Below are 19,200 nucleotides of genomic sequence, written 5' to 3' on the forward strand. Positions count from 1 at the left end.
TTTTCTGTTATCTCCGAACGCTCACGCGATCTCCCAGGTGTAAGGCCAGAACGTGCCGACGAAGAAAGCGAGTGAGGCATTCCATGATCGGTGAACACGATCCTCTGGTGACGGCGGCGCAGACCGGGGACCAGCATGCGCAGGACGAGCTGGTGGCCGGGTATCTGCCGCTGGTCTACAACATCGTCGGGCGTGCGCTCGACGGCCATGCCGACGTCGACGACGTCGTGCAGGAGACCATGCTGCGGGCGCTGGCGGGGCTCGCGTCGCTCCGCGACCCGGCGAGCTTCCGGTCCTGGCTCGTGGCCATCGCCATGAACGAGATCCGCAGGCACTGGCAGCAGCGCGCGTCCGGCCAGAAGAGCCCGAGCCCGCTGCACGAGGCACACGACGTCGCGGATCCGGGCGCCGACTTCGTCGACCTGACGATCATCCGGCTCGGCCTGGTGGGCCAGCGCCGGGAGGTGGCCGAGGCCACCCGGTGGCTGGACACCGACGACCGCGCGCTCCTGTCGCTGTGGTGGCTCGAGGTCTCCGGCGAGCTCACCCGGCCGGAGGTCGCCGCCGCCCTCGAGCTGCCCACGCAGCACGCCACGGTCCGCGTACAGCGGATGAAGACGCAGCTGGAGACGGCCAGGGTCGTGGTCCGCGCCCTGGCCGCCGCACCCCGGTGCGCGTACCTGAGCGAAGTCGTGGCCCCCTGGGACGGCACGCCCTCCGCCCTCTGGCGCAAGCGCCTGGCCCGGCATGTCCGCGACTGCGCGATGTGCTCGGGCCACGGCACGGGGCTCGTACTCGCCGAGCGCCTGCTGGTGGGCCTCGCCCTGGTGCCGGTGTCCGCCGCGCTGGCGGCCCCCGGCGCGATCCGCGCGGCGAGCGCGGCCGACGTACACCACCTGGCGGCCGACACGTACGAGATAGCCGGCTCCCGGAGTGCTCCGGCGAGACATGCCGCCAAGCGCCACCGGATGCCGCGCAAGGGCCGGACGGTGGCCGTGGGCGTCGCCGTGCTCGTCATCGCGACCGGGGTCATCTACTCGGCCACGCGCCCATCGGACGACGAGCCGACGGAGGCACAGCCGCTCACCGCCTCGCAGCCGCCCTCCCCGGCGGCCCCCTCCCCCACGGCCTCCAAGCCGAGCAAATCCCCCTCCGCCACCCCCAGCAAGACGCGCAAAGCGTCCCCCGAGCCCACGCCGTCGAAGACCAGGACGCCGAAGCCGAAGGCGCCCACGAAGCCCGAGCCCACCCACACCAGCAGCGCACCCCAGGCTCCGCAGGCCCCGGCCGGCAACTCCTACAGCCAGGAGGTCACTCGGCTCGCCAACGCCGAGCGCGCCAAGAGCGGCTGCGGGCCGCTGACCCTCAACAGCAAGCTGGGCGATGCGGCGCAGGGCCACTCCGACGACATGGCCGAGCGCGACTTCTTCGACCACACGAACCCCGACGGCGAGGACCCCGGCGACCGGGTCACCGCGGCGGGCTACAAGTGGAGCACCTACGGCGAGAACATCGCGGCCGGCCAGCGCACCCCGTCCGCCGTGATGGACTCCTGGATGAACAGCTCGGGCCACCGCGCCAACATCCTCAACTGCTCGTTCAAGGAGATCGGCATCGGCTACCGGCAGGGCAGCGGTGGCCCCTGGTGGACGCAGAACTTCGGCGCGCGGTGACCTGGGCCCGTGGGGCCTGTGGATGCGGGATTCGACGGGCGCGGGCGTGCTCGTTCGAATAGCGTGAAATCCACAGGAAACTGCCGGAACTGGAGGCCCTCGCGATGGCTGCGTACCCGGAAGGCACGCCCTGCTGGGCGGACGCGATATTCCCCGACGTGGAGGCCGCGAAAAGCTTCTACGGCGAAGTGCTCGGCTGGACGTTCGACGCCGGCTCGGAAGAGTACGGCGGCTACACCCAGGCGCGCTCGGACGGCAAGGCCGTGGCCGCCGTCATGCCGCAGACGCAGGGCATGGACGGGCCCCCGGCCTGGAACCTCTACTTCGCGACGCCGGACGCCGCCGCGACGGCCGCGAAGATCCGTGACAACGGCGGGACCCTCGCCATGGAGCCGATGGAGCTCGGTGATTTCGGCACCATGGCCACGGCCCAGGAGCCCAGCGGCGCGTACTTCAGCGTCTGGCAGCCGGGCACCCACCAGGGCTTCGAGAAGACCGGCGAGGCGGGCGCCTACTGCTGGGCGGAGCTCACCACACGGGACCCGGTGGCCACGGACACGTTCCTGCCCTCGGTCTTTCCCTACACGACGAAGAGGATGGACGTCGACGACGCCGACTTCAGCGTCTTCGAGGTCGACGGCCAGACGGTCCTCGGCCGCCTCAAGATGACCGAGGAGTTCCCGCCGGACGTGCCGCCGTTCGTCAACGTGCACTTCGCCGTGGACAACTGTGACGCCGCGATCGCCACCGTCACCAAGCTCGGCGGCCAGCTGCTCTTCGGCCCGATAGACAGCCCCTTCGGTCGCTTCGCCACGCTCGCCGACCAGCAGGGCGCCACCTTCAGCGTCATCGACCTGACGACCACGGGGGGCGAGATGCCCTCGTTCTCCTAGAGCACTCGAAGCCGCTCACAGAGCGCCCGGCTCACAGCCTCCGCCAGCGGGCGGAGGCGAAGGAGAAGACGCCGAAGAGGACGAGGCCCGCCGCCACCGCGGCCAGCAGCCAGGGCCCCACGGGGGTGTGCGCGAAGCTACGGAGCGTCGCGTCCACGCCCTTGGCCTCGTCGGGGTCGAACTGGACGGCCGCCGTCACGATGAAGATGCCGGCCGCGGCGAACACGGCACCGCGTGCGACACCGCCGGTCACGCCCAGGGCCGTGACGACCTGGCGCGAGCGGCCCTTGAGGGAGCCGAGGTCCAGCTGCCGCAGGAAGCGGCGCATCATCGCCCGCACGGCGAGCACCACCCCGACGCCGATCAGCACGCAGCCCCCGGCGCCCACCAGATAGCGGCCGTAGGGAAGTTCCAGCGCGGACTTCGTCCAGTCCTGCGACTTGGCGTCGCCACTGGAACCCTTGCGCTGCCCGGCGGCGTACACGGCGGTCGCCCAGCAGACGAAGCCGTAGAAGACGGCCCTGCCGCCGTCGAGGGCCCGCGACGGTGCCTTCCGTCGCGGCCCGTGGCGCCCCACCGCGCGAGCGCCCCGCCACAGCGCCATGCAGCCGAATCCGACGACCAGCGCCCACAGCATCTCCTCGCCGAAGGGCTGCTGGGCGACCTGGGCCAAGGCGCCCTCCCTGTCCGCCTGTTCACCGCCGCTGCCAAGGGCGATGTGAAGAGCCAGCACACCGATGAGGACGTAGACGACACCGCGTGCGACGAAGCCCGCGCGGCCCGCCGCCGTCAGCGATTCCCTCTCCGCCGAGCGGCGGGCGGCCTTCTTGCTCCGGCCTCGCATGTGCAATCGAGACAGCGTCATCGTGTCCTCCCCAGAAACGTGGGCGCGCCGTACACGCCCGGTCTCCGAGTGCCCCCGTCAGTGCCCGGCCATGCCTGACGGCCCGTCGTGTCCCGGGGCCGTCAGATGAGGCCGGAGAGCAGGAAGCCCGCGATCAGCAGCCCGAAGCTCACCGGCGCGAACACGAGGAACGACAGGATGGGAATCCATCCGACGAGCCCTTCGGGGATGGTGCGGCCCGGCTTGAGGCGGCCTTGCGGGCGGCTGACCTCCGTACGCAGGCCGAGGCGTTCGGCGGCCCGGTCCGATACGACCACGCCCGCGCCGGGCGGCCTGGTGCGCAGGGCCCTGCGCACCAGGGCGTCGACCGTTTCGTCGCCGCCCGCGAGCTTGTCGAGGATGAGGCGCACGCCGTGCGCGTCGGTGAGGATCAGCCGGTCGTCGGTGCGGGCCTGTCCCGGCACCTCTAGGCGGCCGACCTTGGTGAGCCGGGCGAGGTCGACGGTGCGCCGCCCGCTCAGCGTGCGGGCGGACAGCAGGTCGTCGCCGTGCGGGCGGGCGTGCCAGCCCATGGAGGAATAGGCCGCCACGAGACCGCTGACGCCGAGCGAGACGAGGTTGAGGAAGAGGTAGCCGTCGTCGATCAACCGTGCCCGTATCAGCAGCGCGGGCACGAGGAGCATCAGGGGCGGGGACAGCAGAACGACGAGGTCGGCGACGCGTCGGGCGGTCCGCCCTTGTCCGGCGGTCACCCCCGCGTGCCCGGCGGAGTCAGGGGTGGTGCCACGCGTGTTGATCGTCACGGCGGCGACGCTATCGCGTGCGGATCGCCGGCCGGAAGGGGCCTCAGAGCAGCGCCCGCCGGCCGGAAGGCGCCTCAGAGCAGCGCGCTGCCGGGCCCGAGCCCACGTGGCGGAGCGGTGATGTGCGGGCACTCCACGGCTCCCGGCGCGAAATCGAGGCCGGTCTCCTCCGCCATCGCGGCGAAGAACTTCCGGCCGTCGGCGGACTGCCGTGACGTGGTCCACGCGTAGGCGGGCCAGGGGTCGGTGGCGCGGTGGAGAGCCTCGCGCCCCAGGCCCATGCCCTGCCAATGGCCCGCGATCGCGATGGTGTTGACGTGGGCGGCGCCGCAGGGATGGCACACCTGGTAGTCGAGGTGCCCGATGTGCCGCCCGTCACCGTCCTGGAGCGTGATGACGTGGCGGCCCGCCGCCACCGTCGCCGGGGCGCATCGGTACGTGACTGCCCGCGGGCTGGGAGGAGGCCGTCTTCGGAAAGACATTGCGAGCACACTAGTCATAGGTATCGACCTTCGTATATCCCCGTACCGGGTGGCTTTTCATGCCAGGGGGTGCACATCGGGCGTACGGTTGCGGCCGTCGCCCCTCATGCGTCCCTCAGGCGCAGCCGCCGCCAGGCCATCACCAGGAGCAGCAGGGTGTAGGCGGCGACGACACCGAGCGAGGGCCAGGCGCCGAGGCTGCCGACCGTCTCCGCGCTCGCGTCCGAGGTCTGCGTGAGCTTCTCCAGGGCGGCCGTCGGCGTCGCTCCCGCGACCCAGCGCCGGAGGTCACCGAGCAGCGGGCCGAACAGGGACGGCAGCAGCAGGACACCGACCACCGTGACGACGGCTCCGGCCGTGTGCTTCAGGAGGGTGCCGACCGCGAGGCCGATGAGTCCGACGAGCGCGAAGAGCCCCGCGATGCCGAACAGGGCCGGCAGCGGCTCCCCTTGGGCGTACTTGCCGTCCTCCAGGACCGCACCGCCGAGCAGATAGGCCACCGTGCAGGAGACGAGCCCGGTGGCGTACAGCAGGCAGACCAGCAGGGTCGCCTTCGCGGCGAGCACCCGGCCGCGGCGCGGTACGGCGGTGAGGGTGGCGGTGACGGTGCCGCTCGCGTACTCGCCGCACACGGTCAGCGCGCCCACCGTGCCGGCGACCATCAGCGAGACGACGCTGAGGGTGAGGCTGCCGCCGAGCACCGTGTCGTCGGGCTGGAGGCTGCCGCTCAGGCCGACGAACACCGCGCCGACGACGGTCAGCAGACCGGTCGTCAGGAGCGTCCACCGGGTGGAGCGCAGGGAGGCGAACTTGGTCCACTCGAAGGCCAGGGCTTCGCGGAAGCCGGGAACGGCCGGGGTCTTGGTCGGGGTTGTGGTCGGGGTTGTGGTCGGGGTCCTGGTCGCTGGCGTCGTCATCGGACCGGCTCCTTCGCCTCGGGCGTCTCGGCTTCGTACGTTGTCGTGGCGGTGCCCCGGTACTCCACCGAGGTCCGCGTCATGTCGGTGTAGATCTCCTCCAAGGTGGAGAAGGCCGGGGTGAGTTCATGAATGGCCAGGCCTTGTGTGCGAGCCAGCTCGCCGATCTCGGCGGGCCGCAGGCCGGCCACCCGCCAACCGCCGCGCGCGTCCAGGCGCACGGACGCGCCGGCCGTCTCCAGCAGGGCCCGCATCCGCTGTGCCTCGGAGTCGGGCGTACGCAGCAGGGTGGCGCCCTGGGAGTTGCTCTCGATGAAGTCCCTCATGTCCGTGTCCGCGAGGAGCCGGCCGCGGCCGATCACGATCAGGTGGTCGGCGGTCAGTTCCATCTCGCTCATGAGGTGACTGGAGAGGAACACCGTCCTGCCGTCCAGGGCAAGGGACTTGAGCAGGTCGCGGATCCAGCGGATGCCCTCGGTGTCCAGGCCGTTGACCGGCTCGTCGAGGATCAGCACCCCGGGGTCGCCGAGCAGCGCGGCAGCGATGCCCAGGCGCTGGCCCATGCCCAGCGAGAGCCCCTTCGCCCGCCGGGCGGCCACGCTCGTGAGGCCCACCGCGTCGAGGACCTCGTCGACCCGGCCGGCGCCGATGCCGTTGCTGCGGGCCAGGCCGACGAGGTGCTGTCGCGCGGTGCGTCCGCCGTGCACCGCCCTGGCGTCCAGGAGCGAGCCGACCTCCCGCAGGGGCGCCGCCAGGCGGTCGTAGCGCCGTCCGTCGATCGTGACCGTGCCGCCGCTCGGCGCGTCGAGGCCGAGGATCATGCGCATGGTGGTCGACTTTCCGGCGCCGTTCGGGCCGAGGAAACCGGTCACACGGCCGGGGCGGACGGTGAAGGTGAGCCGGTCCACGGCCGTCTTGCCGCCGAAATTCTTGGTGAGTTCCCGTGCTTCGATCATGCCGTCGACGCTACGGAGAGCGTGCGCCCCGGACATCTGCCGCCGGGAGTCGGTGACTACTCCACCGGGAGTAGCGGGCGCCGGGTCAGCTCTCGCCGGCGCGCACCAGGCCCGTCTCGTACGCGAGCACGACCAGCTGTGCCCTGTCCCGCGCCCCGAGCTTGGTCATCGCCCGGCTGACGTGCGTCTTCGCGGTGAGCGGCGACATGAGGAGGCGGGCGCCGATCTCGTCGTTCGCCAGGCCGCGGCCGACCAGCGCGAGCACCTCGCGCTCCCGGTCGGTCAGCGGATCGAGGCTCCGTAGCGCCTCGGCCTCGGGCGCCTTGAGCCGCGCGAACTCCTCGATGACTCGGCGGGTGACCGCGGGCGCCAGGAGGCTCTGCCCGGCGGCGACGGTACGGATCGCGGTGCGCAGGTCGTCCGGTTCGATGTCCTTGAGCAGGAAGCCCGCGGCTCCCGCGCGCAGCGCATCGAAGACGTACTCGTCGGCTTCGAAGGTGGTCAGGACCAGGACGCGTACGGCGTCGAGGGTGCGGTCGGCGACGATGCGGCGCGTGGCTTCGAGGCCGTCGGCGCGCGGCATGCGGATGTCCATCAGGACGACGTCGGGGCGGGTGGTGCGGGTCAGTTCCACCGCCGCGACGCCGTCCGCCGCCTCACCGACCACGACGAGGTCGCCGGTGAGGTCGAGCAGGGCGCGGAAACCCGCGCGTACGACGGTCTGGTCGTCGGCGAGCAGCACTCTGATCCGGTCGCTCACGCTCACGCCGCTCCTCCCGCAACGGGCGGCATGCCGCCTTCCAAGGGCAGCATGCCGCGCACCCGCCACCCGCCGCCCGGCAGCGGGCCCGCTTCGAGACTGCCGCCCATCGCGGCGGCCCGCTCCCGCATGCCGATCAGGCCGTATCCCTCGCCCGCGCCCCCGGAGGTGCCGGGTCCGTCGTCCGTGATCTCCACGGCGAGGCACTGGCCCGTCACGGCCACCGACACCGCCACGTGCCGGGCGCTCGCGTGCTTGATCACGTTGGTCAGCGCCTCCTGGACGATGCGGTACGCCGCCAACTCCACCAGCCGCGGCAGCTCACGGCCATCCGTGTCGGCGTGGAGTGAGACCCGCAGGCCGGCGCCGCGCGCCGTCTCCACCAGTTCGTCGAGCTGCGCGAGGCGGGGCGCCGGGTCGACGGAGGCCGTACGCCGTCCCTCGCGCAGCACGCCCACCGTGGCCCGCAGTTCGCGTACCGCCTCCTTGCCGGACGTCCGCACCTGCCGCATCGCCGTCCGCGCCACCTCGGGTCTGCTGTCGAGCGCGTCCAGGGCGAGGCCCGCCTGCACGGTCATCGCCGACACGGTGTGGGCGATGACGTCGTGCAGTTCGCGCGCGACGCGCACCCTCTCCTGGTCGACCTTGCGCCGGGCCTCGCGCTCCCGGTCGGCCTCCGCGCGCTCGGCCCGGTCGGCGTACTCCTTCAACAACTCCCGTCGTCCGCGCACCACTTCACCGAGGAGCAGCGGTACGAGAGGCCAGAGCATCTCCAGCAGAGGCGCGCCCTGGGGCTGTGCCACGTCTTTGCCCGCGACGACCGAAACCGCCCCCGAGAGGAGGGCGGCGACCCCGGCGGCACGCAGCGTGCGGCGCCGGTTCCCCTCCACGGCGAGGGCGTACAGCGCGACCATCACCGGCAGATTGAGCAGCTCCCCGATGTGCCCGTAGAGCGCCCAGCCAGCGCAGGCCGCACCGGTGACCACGGTGACGGCGACCGGCCACCGGCTGCGCACCAGGAGCGCCGCGACGGACACGGCGAACAGCGTCCACGTCAGCCAGTCGGCCTGCCGGTGCCCGGGACCGTTGACCGCCGCGTCCAGACCCGTGAGCAGCCCGACGACCACGGCGACGCCCACGTCCATGAGCTGCGCAGGCACAGGCCGCTGGACGCGCCACGGCGAGAGGCGGGAGGTGGTCACGGAATCACGATAGGAGCAGTTCACGGCCGACGCGTACGCCGACGGGAGTACCCCTGGCCCCGGCCGGTCCGTCCTGGCCGGTCAGCCGGTGATCGTGACGCAGGGAAGGCCCACGCTGCTGCCGCCCCGGAAGCCTTCCGCGCAGAGTCTGGTGCCCGCGGGGAAGTGGCGTTGCGGGTAGGCCTGGTCCCGGTACGTGCGGAACTTGGCTACGTCCTCCGTCTTGGTGTGGGCGCTCCAGCCGTTCGTGGTCCACACGCGCGCGCGGATGCGGTTCGGCTGGTTGGTGTTGGTGACCGATACCTCGACCCTGCCGAGGTAGGTGCCGCTGTCGTAGGTCCTGATGCAGACCGAGTGGTTGCACCATTCGCCATCGGCCGCCGCGGACGGCCCGCTGACGATGACACAGCCGAGCGCGGCGGCCATGGTGCCGATCCCGGCGACGATCTTCCTGGTGATGTCGTGCATGATGCGTGCCCCTCGACCTTCGTCATGACCCGGCCTCCGTGCCGGGTCCCGGCCTACCAACGCGAGGGCAAGATCATCAGTTACGCGGACGGCCGGGCGTCAGCAGGGCCTGCGCCACTCCCCCAGGTCCAGTTTCTTGCGCATGGAGGACAGGCCGAGGCGACGCGACTGGGCGCAGAACTCCTCATTGGGCACGGCGTACTCGACGTGCAGCACCGCCTTGCCGGCCTTGATGAAGGGCGTGAGGGAGGCGCACTCGTCGTACTGGGCGCACTCCTCGTTGACGGCGAAGTCGAAGTCACGCACGAGCTGAGGGATCTGGGGGAGATCGTTCTTCAGGCCGACGGAGAGGCCGCGGTCATGGGCGAGGCGGGCGACCATGCGGTTGAAGGCCAGTTGGTGGCGTGCGGTCAGGGGGAATCCGGTGCGGTTCAGATAGCTGTCGAGCAGGTCCGGCTCGACCGCGTCGAAGCCCTTGCTCCGGCACATGTCGAAGCGCGCGGCGAGGAGCGGACGCAGTACGTCGAGGCGGCGGATGTCGAGCCAGCGCTCTCCCTTCCAGCCGTTGGCGCGGCCGAGGAGGGACGCGGGGTAGTCGTCGCTGTCGGGACGGAAGGCCTCCCAGGCACCGGCGTTGACGTAACAGATGACATGGCGTCCGGCTCGGTGCAGCCGGGCCACGTCGGACGCGCGGTTCTCGAACCCGTCGATGTCGTAGACGGGGACGTCCGCGCTCGGGTCGACGCGGCCGTCAAGCTGCCACTGCCAGGTGGTGCCCGGCCGCGGCCGCCAGCGGTCCGTGGAGCCGCCGTCCCGCTCCGCCGACGCGCAGCCGGCCAGCAGCAGGACGGTGACGAGGAACGGGCCGAGCCCGGCGCGGAGCCTCACGTCATGCTCCCGGCCGTGGCAGGCGGCGGCTGTGTCCACGGATTGGGCCCCGCGCCGGGCACGGCGCAGTGCACCCCCGCCCTCCGCTGCACGGCGGTGCGCCCGGCGAGGCGGGCCAGCGCGGGCGGCACTCCGTAGACGAGGTGGCAGAAGTGCTCGGGAGGGTGCCTGGCCGTCCAGGACGGGGCGGCGAACGAGCCCAGATACGTCGTCCAGTGCCCCTCGAACGTGACGAGCAGGTCGGCGGCGCGGGCGTACCCGGGCGCAGGGTGCACGCCCGGGTTGAGGACCACCGTGTCCGCGCCACGCCCCCGCAGGGCGCGGACCATGCGCCGGCATTGCCGCAGCTCGCGGCGGCCGGGCGCGACCTGGTCGAGGAAGCAGCCGTCCACGCCGTACCAGGCCCGGTGCCGGTCCAGGTCGTCGGTGACGGCGCCGAGCGGCCGCTCCCCGTACGCCGTGTCGACGTACCCGAGCACCCGCACCCCCGCATCGCGCAGGGTCCGCGAGGCGTCGGCGAAGGCCGGGTCGGGGGCCGCGCCCGGACCGTCGGCGACGTTCAGGACGACGCCGTACAGCTGGGGCGCGGCGGCCACGAGCGCCTGCCAGGCCGCGGGGTCCGCGGCCGGGTGGACGTAGAGCGGCACCAGCAGGGTCATCGCGGGTCCCCGCCGGCGGGCGAGAGACACGGCGCGCCGGCGCCCGTGCCTTCCGGGCGGCTTCGCGCCGCGCCGTCGGCGGCCCACAGCGCGGTCACCGAATCCCGCAGGGAGTGCGCCGGCGTCCAGCCCAACTCCCGTGCCGCGGCGCCGATGTCGGCGCACTGCCAGGGCACGGCGACCGACCGGCCCACCTTGCCGAGCGACTCCTCCACGCGCCCGGTGAAACCCGCGGCCCGGACCAGGCCGTGCACCAGGTCGCGCACCGGCACGCCACGGCCGCTGCCGATGTTGAGCAGGCCCGGCAGCCGCTTCGGCGAGGTCACCGCGAGCGCGACGGCGTGCGCCACATCGCGTACGTCGACGAAGTCGCGGTACGCGGACAGGTCGCCGACCCGCACGGTGGCGTGCGGAGTCCGGGCCACCGCACGGCCGAGCTCCGCGGTGAGCCGCCCCGGCAGTCCGGCCCGGGGAGCCCTTGGCCCCACCGGGTTCGTGACCCGCAGCACGAGCGCGTCGAGCTCCGCTTCGAGGACGGCCAGGGTGCCGGCCAGTTTCGTGGCTCCGTACGGGGCGACCGGGCAGGCGCCTGCCTCCTCCGTGGTCCGCTCACCGATGCCGGTCGGCCCGTACTCGGCCGCCGAGCCGATGTGCACAAGGCGCGCGGTGGGCGCCGCCGTCCGCAGGGCCTCGCAGAGGGCGGCCGGGCCGCGGGAGTTGACCTCGGCGAGGGCCAGTGTGCTGCCGCCGACCGCGCCGACGCAGTTGACCACGGCGTCGGGTTCGGCCCGGGTGAGCTGCTCGGCGAGTGCGGCAGGGGACATCCGGGCGAGGTCGATCCGGAGGTCGTCGGAGGGGGCACGGCCGCCGCGGAGCAGCCGCACGTCCGGCAGGGCGTGCAGCCGCTCGGCGATGTGACCGCCCAGGTAGCCGGTGGAGCCGAGGACGAGGATGCGCACGGCGGGTTCACGCTCCCTTGAGGAGGAGGGAGCGGTGCGAGGTGAACTCCGCGTTCGCCCGGTCGTAGTCGTCCGGGCGTCCGATGTCGAGCCAGTAGCCGTCGAAGTTGTAGGCGTGCGGCGGCGTCTCGGTCTTCAGGAGGTCCAGCACGAGTTCGTCGAATCCGAGGGGCAGGCCCGGCGTGTAAGAGGCGAGCGTGTCGCGCGAGAGTCCGTAGACCCCCATGGAGACGCGGTAGTCCACGCTCGGCTTCTCCGTGAAGGCGACCACGCGGTCCGAGTCGGTGGTGAGCACGCCGAAGTCGATGCGCACCTGGCGCGCGTACGTCGCGATCGTCAGCGGCGCCCCGGACGTGCGGTGGCTGTTCAGGACGTCCGCGTAGTCGAGGTCGGTGAGGATGTCGCCGTTCATCACGAGGAAGTGCTCGGGCAGCCGGTCCATCATCGTCAGGAGAGGGCCCATGGTGCCGAGCGGGCTGTCCTCCGTGGAGTAGCCGACGCGCAGTCCCCAGCGGGCGCCGTTGCCGACGTACGCGCGGATGATGTGGCCGAGGTGACCGATCGCGATGGTGCAGCTGGTGAAGCCCGCGCTCGCCAGCTGGCGCAGGACGATCTCCAGGATCGCGTGCTGGTCGCCGATCGGGACCAGCGGCTTGGGCAGCGCGGTGGTGTACGGCCGGAGCCGGACGCCCTTGCCGCCGGCAAGGATGACTGCGTGCATGATCTTCTCCCCTGTGAGTGCCCAGAAGTGGTCAGGCGGCCAGAAGTGGTCAGCGGTCAGAAGTGGTCAGCGGTCGGAACTGGCCGGTTCGGCCGGGCGGCTCAGATGTTGTAGATGTCCGTCTTGTAGCGGGCCAGGTTGGCCGGGTCACGGAAGAACTCGACGGTGCGGGCCAGGCCTTGCTCCAGGTCGTGACCGGGCGCCCAGCCGGTGGCCGCGCGCAGCCTGCTCGCGTCGGCGACCAGACGCATCACCTCGGAGGCCGCGGGGCGGATGCGCTGTTCGTCCTCGCGCACGTCGAGGTCGGCCTCCATCACCTTGCCGATGAGCCGCACCAGGTCACCGACGGAGATCTCGCCGCCGGTGCCCGCGTTGAAGGTGCGGCCCACGACGGCGTCCGCGGGCGCGGTGCCGACGGCCAGGAAGGCCTGCGCGGTGTCGGCGACGAAGGTGAAGTCACGGGTCGGCCGCAGGTCGCCGAGGGTGATCTCCCGTGACCCCGCGGCGACTTGGCCGATGACGGTCGGGATGACGGCTCGCATCGACTGGCGCGGCCCGAAGGTGTTGAAGGGACGCAGGGTGACCACGGGCGTCTCGAAGCTCGCGTGGTAGCTGTCGGCCAGCCGGTCGCCGCCCGCCTTCGAAGCGGCGTACGGGGACTGGGTGTTGATGGGGTGGTCCTCGGTGATCGGCACGGTCTGCGCGGTGCCGTACGTCTCGCTGGTGGAGGTGTGCACCAGGCGCGGGATCTCCAACTGCCGTACGGCTTCGAGGACGTTGAGCGTGCCGGTCACGTTCGTGTCCACGTAGCTGTGCGGGGCCTGGTAGGAGTACGGGATGGCGATGAGGGCGGCCAGGTGGTAGACGGTCTCGGCGCCGGTGACCAGGCCGCGGACCGAACCCGGGTCGCGCACGTCTCCGAGGACGATCTCGACCTCGGAGAGCACGTCGGGCGCGAGGGTCTCCAGCCAGCCGTAGGAAGAGAAGGAGTTGTACTGGGCCATCGCGCGGACCCGGTGGCCCGATGCGACGAGCGCCTCGGTGAGGTGGGAGCCGATGAAGCCTTCGGCTCCGGTGACGGCGACGAGCGGTGCGGATGCCATGGATGCTCCTGGTGCTGGGACGGTGAAGAGGAAGGTGAAAGCGCAGCTGAAGGTGCAGGTGCGGGTGGCGCGGCCCGGCCCATCTCAGGCGTGCGCCGTGGGCCTGCCGAGACGGTGGACGGCGACCACGAGGAGCGCCGTTGCGGCTGCGGTACAGCCGACGAGTTGAGCGGTGGGCGTCGAAACGGTGCCGGTGAACGGAAGTGCCGTCACGAGGGCCGCGGCGGCCAGGCAGGGCGCCGCGGACGACCAGCCCGCGCCGAACGCCTGGAGGAGCAGGGCGGTCCACAGCACGGCGCCGAGCAGGAGAAGCCGGATCGCGCTCGCGCCGACGAGCACGGCGCCCAGGGCGAGCGGCACGAGGTAGGCCGCGCCGCACACGATGAGCGCACGCACGGCGCGCAGCCTGAAGCCTCTGGGGGTGGTCGAGGCGTGCAGGGCGGCCACGGCGAGACCGCGGTAGCGGTAGAGCAGCCACTCGGCCGGGCCCATGCTCAGCGTCAGCACGATGACGGCGTACGGCTCCTGCTGTCCCGCCACCGCGGTGAGCGCACCGGCCGCGAGACCGAACAGGCCGTACGGCAGCGAGCGCACCAGCGGCGGCACGGGGCCGGGCACCGGGGTCACCCGAAGCGCCGAGCGCAGCGCGTGCCCCGCGGCGGCCACCGCGAGCAGGACGGTGAGCAACGGCAGTCCGGTGCGCAGGAGTTCCGGCGGCTGCCACCACGGCGTAGCCGCGGCGGCCACCACGACCGGCAGGAGCGCCGCCGCGAGGATCTTCTCGTGGCCGAGCACCAGCAGCAGCCCGGCCGCGGCGAGATAGCAGGACTGCCCGAGGGCGAACAGCGCGGCGGGGCCGGGGCCCGCGACCAGCAGGCCGGTGGCCGAAGCGGCCACGACGCCGAGCGGCGCGCCGGTCAGCAGGGTGCGCCCTGCCTCGTGGCGCCCGGTCGCGAGCCTGCTGTACGCACGGTGGCTCAGCGCCTGGGACCAGGCCCAGGACACCAGGGCCGCGGCGATGAGACCGTACAGCCCGGAGGCCGACCCCCAAACGCCCTGCGCCAGTACATATGCCGTACCGGGAAGCGCGAAGAGGAGTCCCCGCAAGGCGCAGCGCAGGTGGTCGGGCCGCCAGGGGTCCGGCGGCACAGGCGGTTTCGGGTGGCTGCGGGGCACCCGCCGGAAGACGGCGTCGGCAAGCGAGAACAGATCGGGGTGCCCATAGGTCTCCTGGATCCTGTCGCCGGTCAGGCCCTGCGACTCCAGGAGCGCGGCGACCTCGTAGGGGTGCACGGCCGCGCCCGCCTCCTCGGCGAGTTCGGCGGCGAGCAGGTCGACGGGGTCGTCGGTACGGGCGGGGCGCAGCGCGACACCGGCCCGGATGCGGGGCCGGGGCGGGCGCGCGAGGCGCAGGGCGAGGGTGTCGTCCGTGTTCGCGGCCTGGCCGGGGTCCGCGCGGCGGGCATGTACGCCGCGCGGTCTGAGAGGGAGCGGGCCGCTCATCCCGCCACCTCGCCGAGGTGCTGGATCGCGAACTCCAGTGTGCGGTCGGCCGGTTGACCGGTGGCGGCCAACTCCTCGTAGATCGAACGGAACGCGTCGACCGTCTGCCGGAGCGTGAACTGCTCGATCACCCGCAGCCGGGCGGCCTCGCCCATCGCGGTGCGGCGGGCGGGGTCGCGGAGCAGTTCGACGACGGCCCACGCCATGGCCTCCGGTGCGCGCGGCGGCACCACCAGGCCGGTGGGACCCACGGCCTCGCGCACCCCGCCGACATCCGTGGAGACCGTGGCACGCCCGCAGGACATGGCCTCGATCAGGGTGAAGGGGAAGCCCTCGCTGATACTGGAGAGCATCACCACGTTGCCCGCCGAGTAGGCGTCCTTGATGTGCTCGACGCGGCCCTCGAACACCACCGCGTCACCGACACCGAGTTGGGCGGCAAGTGCCTCACAGCGCTCGCGGTAGGCCTCGCCGCCCCGGGGCGTGCCACCGAACAGGCGCAGTTGGGCGTCCGGGATCTCCTGCCTGACCAGGGCGAAGCTGCGGATCAGGGTCTCCAGGTCCTTGATCGGGTCGACCCGGCCCGCCCAGCTGAGGGTGGGGGTGCGCGGTTCGGGTCCCGCGGGCGGGAAGGCCTCGGGGTCCACGCCGTTGTAGACGGTCCGGATGAGGGCCGGCTCCGCGCCGCCGCGCTCCTCCCAGAGGCGGTTGTAGCGGTTGCCCGGGGTGATCAGGGCGGCCTTGCGGTACGTCTCTTCGGCGAGCAACCGGAAGAAACCGAGCAGCACGGCCTTCACGGGCCAGCTGTACGGGCCCGTGCGGTAGCCGAGGTAACGCTCTCGCAGGTACACGCCGTGCTCGGTCAACAGCAGGGGTACACCGTGGAGTTGGTGTGCCACCAGGCCGGGCAGGGTCGCGATGCCGCCGCTGACCGCGTGCGCCACGCCGCGCTCGGGCGGCCGGGCGGCCAGGGGGCGCAGCGCGTGTTCGAGCAGGCTGGTGGCGGTGACCGCGTCGTGCAGGGTCGGCCGCGCTTCGGCGGTCGCCCGCCCGGGGGCGTTCCAGACGGACGTCAGGACCTGGACCGCGCGGTCGGTGCGCAGTGTGGGTGCCAGGGCGCCGTCGCGGGCGTGCCGGGCGAGGTCGTGGAGTGCGGGGGCGAAGCCGTCCTCGGCGGCCGGATCGAGCAGTGCGGTGAGGAACTGCTCGTAGGAGCCGAGGAGTTGGCGCCTGCGGCGGCCGCGCGGGGCATGTCCGGGCGGGGGCGGGCCCCACATGGGCAGACAGACGGGCTCGTCGACGTGCGGCGGCAGCTCCCAGGCGAGGCTCTCGCGGCCGGTGCCGGTGACGGCGAGCACGCCGAAGTCGACGTCGGGCATGCCGCGCACGAGTTGGTCGCACCAGACGCTGACGCCACCATGGCTGTGCGGGTAGGTGCCTTCGGTCAGCAGGGTGACGCGGGTCCGTGCGGCGCGGGACGACGGCCTGGAGAAGGGTGCCGGTATCGGCACGGGCGAGGGTGAGTCGGACATGGTGGGGCTCCGCGGGTGAGATACGAACGCGAGGGAGCCGACGGCGGCGCCCGCCCCGGTGGGCCGGGGTGGGCGAGTTCCGTGAACGGCGGGATGCGGGACGTACGGGCGCGGGGGGACGGTGGCGCGATGCCTCTGGACTGCCGGGGGCGGGCGTGGACGGCGCCCGTCATGGGTCCGGCGGCCGGCCGGGAGGGGCCGGCCGGCCACCGGGAGCGACCGGGTGGGTCAGCGCCGGGTGGGCAGCGCGCGTGGTGTGTGGCCGTCGGTGCCGGGCTTCACGTATGTGGTGGCGCCGGGCGGGACGGGCAGCTTCTTGGCGGCCTTCGTGACGCCGGGCTGCTCGGCCGTCGCACTGCCCGCGGCCGGGGCGGACGGCAGGTCGAGCGTGACGCGGCTCTGGAGGAGCCCCGGGGACACCCAGCCGGAGGTTCTTCCCGCGTAGGCGGACCCGAACGGGTCCGAACCCAGGAGGAGTTGCCGTACCGTGCCGGTGGGCATGGTGGCGCGGGCGGCCACGCCGGAGGGCGCCTGGACGGTCACCTTGTCGCCGATGCGGTAGGCGGTGACCTTGCCCGCCTTGACCGCCGTGTCCCAGGCCGCGCGGGAGCGCAGCTCGCCGCCGATGTCGGCCATCCGCAGGTTGACCACGGGGGCGTTGTCCGCGAACAGCGCGCCGTACGTGTCGAGGATGGAGCCGAGCACGGGGTACGCGATGCGGTCCTCGGCGAGGTTCGACTGGTGGATGAAGTGCGGGCGTGGGTCGTTCGCCAGGACGTGCCCCATCGCGATCGTCGACTCCACCGGCACGATGTGGTCCTGGTAGCCGGTGGTGGCGTCGAGAGGGCTCTCCAGGCAGGTGGCGACGGAGGAGTTCTCGCAGACACCGCTGCCGCCGTCCGCCTTGCGCGTGTAGATCCAGTTGTACTCGTCGATCTGCTCGCTGGTGCGGCCCGCGTTGTAGAAGACGTTCATCGGGTAGCGCGGCACGGTGAGCACCGAACCCACCGGGCGCTGTCCCCGGTCGCGGGAGTTGTCCGAGCCGAGCCAGGTCACGCCGTTGTCCCGCAGGGCGGTGCTCAAGTTCGGGTTGTCGTCCGGCTGCTGCGGCAGAACCTTGAGCCCGGAGTGCTCACCGGTGACCAACTCGCCGTCCTGGAGCGGCAGTCCGGCCCGTCGGCCCCAATTGCGGTTGTCGGAGATCTGCCGGGATATCTCCGTGCGGGAGACGTAGCGCGTGCTGCCGTCGGTGTTCTTCGCACAGGTCCACGGCACGGTGCTGACGTCCTGGACACAGCCGAGGAAGGGGTGGTTGTACGTGTGGTTGAGCCAGCGGTGCTCGCCACGGTCGGCGATCAGCCGGTCCGCGAGGGGGTCCGCACCGCCGTTCTCCTCACGGTGCAGTTCACTGCCGCCGCCGTTGAAGGCCATGTCGAGCGGGAACTTACGGCCCTTGGACCACTGGGCCGCGTAGGCCGCGTCGTCCGCCGTCATACGGATCGGGTCGGGGGTCCCCTCACCCGGCGGGCAGTCCACGTCGCCCGGGGTGCAGTTGAGTTCGCTGTCCCAGCGGTCGTCGGCCCCGAAGACGTCGTCGACGTGCACGGCGAAGTAGTTGCGGGACGAGCCGAGTTGGACGCCCTGGGTCATCCAGTCGACGATGCCGCGGGCGAGCAGCCGGAACTGCTGCTGGTGCTGGTTGTAGACGAACGTCACCACCAGCTCGCGCCGGCCGTCGTGGCGGTACTCCCCCACGAGCGAGCCGCGGCCCTCGGCGCCCGGGATCGGCGCGTCCACGTAACTCGTGAAGTCCGCGCCCGGCGCCGGCTTCGCCAGGAAGCCGTAACTCTCGCCGATGTCCGGCGCGTTGTCCTCGAAGGGCACCTGCCCGGCGAGGTATCCGAAGGGGCCGCTCTTGCCCGATGCGGTCACCTGGGCCCGCACGCCGTCGAGCGAGCCGCTGAACTCGGGTGTCCGCAGGCCCGCTTCGGGCCTGGCGTAGGTGTAGGCGTCGACCTGCGGGACGGCGTAGGTCCGCTCGTACGAGGCGAGGGCGGCCATCTCGGCCGAACCGGCGCCGAACGGGTTGTCGTTGGGCAGTACGACGGCCTGGTACTTGGCGCGCGCCCTGCCGTCGACGGTGTCCGCGAGGAACGCGGCATTGATCACGGGCCGTCCGCTCTGCCGCAGGTCGACAGTCGTGTACGGCGTGCCCTGGACGTCGAGTTCGGCGGTGAGCGCGGCGGTGGCGGGACCCCCGTCGGTCACCACCAGGACGCGCAGGTCGATGCGTGGCAGCCCGGCCGCCGAGGCCGGAGTGCCGGGCAGCGAGAGCGCGAGAAGCAGAGCGCCGGCGCCGAGAGCCGCCGCTCGTGCGGTGCGATTCATGCGGTGAGTGGTCCCCTCCACGGTCGGACCGATGGCATGTCTCCACCCCACGGCCCGCCCCCCAACGAGACGGTCACACGTCGCAGCGTGTGTCCGTCTCGCTCTGACGCGTCACATAGTGCGGTCCACCTGTGGGGTCTGTGCGGATTCTGTGAAACCTGGCGGAAAAAAGATGGCGAACCCTTAGCGGTACGAAATGAGCAAGAGGGGGCGGGAGGTGACACGGCGGAATCAGGCGCTCCGGGACACCGTGGCCGCTCAGCGGGGTGGAAGATCCCCGGATCACTCATAGGTGTCGGTTACACGTGCCGCCTCACGGCCCGCTCGGCGGGCGCAGGAATCAAGGTCGCGCCGAACCGCGCCAAATCAGCCAACCGGGCCGGGCACGCCGCGCGGCACCTTCTCCCGGAAAGCGCGTTCTGACCTGCACGGCAAGCGCGTTCCATGAA

Annotated in this window: 18 protein-coding genes; 2 read left to right on the forward strand and 16 right to left on the reverse strand. The window is 72.3% G+C overall.

What is annotated here, in order from left to right:
* Window positions 1-83: 83 nt before the first annotated feature.
* Window positions 84-1,673, forward strand: coding sequence for a sigma-70 family RNA polymerase sigma factor (locus ACIBCK_RS25450; protein ID WP_399393801.1), 1,590 nt, complete (start codon window positions 84-86; stop codon window positions 1,671-1,673).
* Between the two features lie 104 nt (window positions 1,674-1,777).
* Window positions 1,778-2,566, forward strand: coding sequence for a VOC family protein (locus ACIBCK_RS25455; RefSeq protein WP_399393803.1), 789 nt, complete (start codon window positions 1,778-1,780; stop codon window positions 2,564-2,566).
* Window positions 2,567-2,597: 31 nt separating this feature from the next.
* Here the strand turns inward: ACIBCK_RS25455 and ACIBCK_RS25460 are convergent, their stop codons facing one another.
* From ACIBCK_RS25460 to ACIBCK_RS25535, 16 genes are all read right to left on the reverse strand, one after another.
* Window positions 2,598-3,431 (reverse strand): DUF1206 domain-containing protein, encoded by an 834-nt coding sequence (locus ACIBCK_RS25460; RefSeq protein WP_399393805.1) that lies wholly within the window; start codon window positions 3,429-3,431, stop codon window positions 2,598-2,600.
* Between the two features lie 101 nt (window positions 3,432-3,532).
* Complete coding sequence (locus ACIBCK_RS25465; RefSeq protein WP_399393807.1) at window positions 3,533-4,213, reverse strand: hypothetical protein; 681 nt, start codon at window positions 4,211-4,213, stop codon at window positions 3,533-3,535.
* A 74-nt stretch (window positions 4,214-4,287) separates the two neighbouring features.
* Entirely contained in the window at window positions 4,288-4,695 is a 408-nt protein-coding gene (locus tag ACIBCK_RS25470) for an N-acetyltransferase (RefSeq protein WP_399393809.1), read from the reverse strand.
* A gap of 104 nt (window positions 4,696-4,799) precedes the next feature.
* Window positions 4,800-5,612 carry an ABC transporter permease gene (locus tag ACIBCK_RS25475; RefSeq protein WP_399393810.1) on the reverse strand — a complete coding sequence of 271 codons (813 nt, stop codon included), beginning with the start codon at window positions 5,610-5,612 and terminating at the stop codon, window positions 4,800-4,802.
* Window positions 5,609-6,568, reverse strand: a complete 960-nt coding sequence (locus ACIBCK_RS25480; RefSeq protein WP_399393812.1) for an ATP-binding cassette domain-containing protein — start codon at window positions 6,566-6,568, stop codon at window positions 5,609-5,611. Before ACIBCK_RS25480 ends, ACIBCK_RS25475 begins: the two co-directional genes overlap by 4 nt.
* Window positions 6,569-6,653: 85 nt before the next feature.
* Window positions 6,654-7,328: a response regulator gene (locus ACIBCK_RS25485; protein WP_399393813.1), complete on the reverse strand. Its 675-nt coding sequence runs from the start codon at window positions 7,326-7,328 to the stop codon at window positions 6,654-6,656.
* A gap of 2 nt (window positions 7,329-7,330) precedes the next feature.
* A complete protein-coding gene (locus ACIBCK_RS25490) occupies window positions 7,331-8,530 on the reverse strand; it encodes a sensor histidine kinase (protein WP_399393815.1) in 1,200 nt (399 codons plus the stop codon).
* Between the two features lie 81 nt (window positions 8,531-8,611).
* Window positions 8,612-8,998: a hypothetical protein gene (locus tag ACIBCK_RS25495; protein ID WP_399393817.1), complete on the reverse strand. Its 387-nt coding sequence runs from the start codon at window positions 8,996-8,998 to the stop codon at window positions 8,612-8,614.
* Between the two features lie 99 nt (window positions 8,999-9,097).
* On the reverse strand, window positions 9,098-9,886 hold the full coding sequence (locus tag ACIBCK_RS25500) for an endo alpha-1,4 polygalactosaminidase (protein ID WP_399393819.1): 789 nt from the start codon (window positions 9,884-9,886) through the stop codon (window positions 9,098-9,100).
* The gene (locus ACIBCK_RS25505; RefSeq protein ID WP_399393821.1) at window positions 9,883-10,545 is read right to left on the reverse strand and encodes a spherulation-specific family 4 protein; all 663 of its coding nucleotides are present in this window, start codon (window positions 10,543-10,545) and stop codon (window positions 9,883-9,885) included. The genes ACIBCK_RS25500 and ACIBCK_RS25505 overlap by 4 nt, the downstream gene beginning before the upstream one ends.
* Window positions 10,542-11,504, reverse strand: coding sequence for an NAD-dependent epimerase/dehydratase family protein (locus tag ACIBCK_RS25510; protein ID WP_399393823.1), 963 nt, complete (start codon window positions 11,502-11,504; stop codon window positions 10,542-10,544). Before ACIBCK_RS25510 ends, ACIBCK_RS25505 begins: the two co-directional genes overlap by 4 nt.
* A gap of 7 nt (window positions 11,505-11,511) precedes the next feature.
* Entirely contained in the window at window positions 11,512-12,225 is a 714-nt protein-coding gene (locus ACIBCK_RS25515; RefSeq protein ID WP_399393826.1) for an NDP-sugar synthase, read from the reverse strand.
* A gap of 101 nt (window positions 12,226-12,326) precedes the next feature.
* Window positions 12,327-13,328: a GDP-mannose 4,6-dehydratase gene (locus tag ACIBCK_RS25520; protein WP_399393828.1), complete on the reverse strand. Its 1,002-nt coding sequence runs from the start codon at window positions 13,326-13,328 to the stop codon at window positions 12,327-12,329.
* Window positions 13,329-13,412: 84 nt separating this feature from the next.
* Complete coding sequence (locus ACIBCK_RS25525; protein ID WP_399393830.1) at window positions 13,413-14,831, reverse strand: hypothetical protein; 1,419 nt, start codon at window positions 14,829-14,831, stop codon at window positions 13,413-13,415.
* The gene (gene pelF, locus ACIBCK_RS25530) at window positions 14,828-16,363 is read right to left on the reverse strand and encodes a GT4 family glycosyltransferase PelF (protein ID WP_399393832.1); all 1,536 of its coding nucleotides are present in this window, start codon (window positions 16,361-16,363) and stop codon (window positions 14,828-14,830) included. Before pelF ends, ACIBCK_RS25525 begins: the two co-directional genes overlap by 4 nt.
* Window positions 16,364-16,591: 228 nt before the next feature.
* Window positions 16,592-18,751: a hypothetical protein gene (locus ACIBCK_RS25535; protein WP_399393834.1), complete on the reverse strand. Its 2,160-nt coding sequence runs from the start codon at window positions 18,749-18,751 to the stop codon at window positions 16,592-16,594.
* Between the last annotated feature and the right edge of the window lie 449 nt (window positions 18,752-19,200).

The organism is Streptomyces sp. NPDC051218 (assembly GCF_044455475.1).
Classification (GTDB): Bacteria; Actinomycetota; Actinomycetes; order Streptomycetales; family Streptomycetaceae; genus Streptomyces.